Here is a 920-nt window from a genome sequence, read left to right as displayed (position 1 = left end):
GTCCTGGTGCCGCCGGCGGGAAGCAGCGTCGTCGCCGGTCTCGACGGGCCCGCGCCGCAGGGCGGCCGGCTGAACATCGCCGCGCTGTACCGGCCCGGCGCGCCCGTCGACACCTACCTGAAGAAGCGCATGGTGCCGGGCTACGAAGCGGACTACGTGCGGGGCACCGGCGAACTGGTGACGCGGCTCGGCGACGTGCATGCCGGCATCGCGATCTGCAAGGACATGGATTTCGCCCAGGACCTGCGCCTGTACGGCCGGCGCGACGTCGGCCTGATGCTGGTGCCCGCGTGGGACTTCGACCGCGACGCCTACCTGCACGGCCGCATGGCCGTCGTGCGCGGCGTCGAAAACGGATTCGCCGTCGCGCGCTCGGCCTCGCAAGGCCTGATGACGCTGAGCGATGCGCACGGCCGCATCGTCGCCGAACGCCGCACGGCGCACGCCCCGGGCATGCTCGTGGGCGACCTGCCGACGGGGCGCGGCGGCACGGTCTACAGCCGCATGGGCGACGTGTTCGCCCAGCTCGCGGTGGCGGCGTGGCTGGTGTTGCTGGCGCTGCTGGCCTGGCGCTGGCGGCGTGTTCAGGACAGGCCGGCACGCCGCATGTAGATATCGAGCGCGTCGACGTGGGCAGAGCCGGCGATGGCGCCGACGTAGCCGTCCGGACGCACCAGCACGAGTTCGCCGGGCTGCAGTCCATAGGCCGCTTCGACCTGGCCATGCACGTCCACCACGTCGCCGCGCGCGCCGAACAGGTGCACGCGCAGGCCCGCGCGCCGCAACGCATCCGCCACGCCGGGCGGCACGTCCCGACCGAGCATGGTCCAGTGCGGCCCCGCGAACAACGTGAAGAGCCGGGTGGATTGCCCGCCCGCACCCAGCACGACGGCATCCGGCGCCCGCGCGCCGGCCCGCAC

1 protein-coding gene and 1 pseudogene are annotated in these 920 nt (G+C 73.6%); one reads left to right on the top strand and one right to left on the bottom strand.

Annotation, left to right across the window (positions count from 1 at the left end; genetic code table 11):
• Positions 1 to 612 (top strand): hypothetical protein (locus ACEN88_RS32840; RefSeq protein WP_413346466.1); only part of this gene is annotated, 612 nt, incomplete at its 5' end.
• Here ACEN88_RS32840 and ACEN88_RS32835 read toward each other — a convergent pair.
• Positions 585 to 920, bottom strand: a pseudogene (locus tag ACEN88_RS32835) (2-polyprenyl-6-methoxyphenol hydroxylase); the annotation flags it as partial. The gene ACEN88_RS32840 and the pseudogene ACEN88_RS32835 overlap by 28 nt on opposite strands.

It is taken from the genome of Massilia sp. CT11-108 (assembly GCF_047302915.1).
Taxonomy (GTDB): domain Bacteria; phylum Pseudomonadota; class Gammaproteobacteria; order Burkholderiales; family Burkholderiaceae_D; genus Telluria; species Telluria orientalis.
This window is presented reverse-complemented; position numbering and strand designations above follow the sequence as displayed.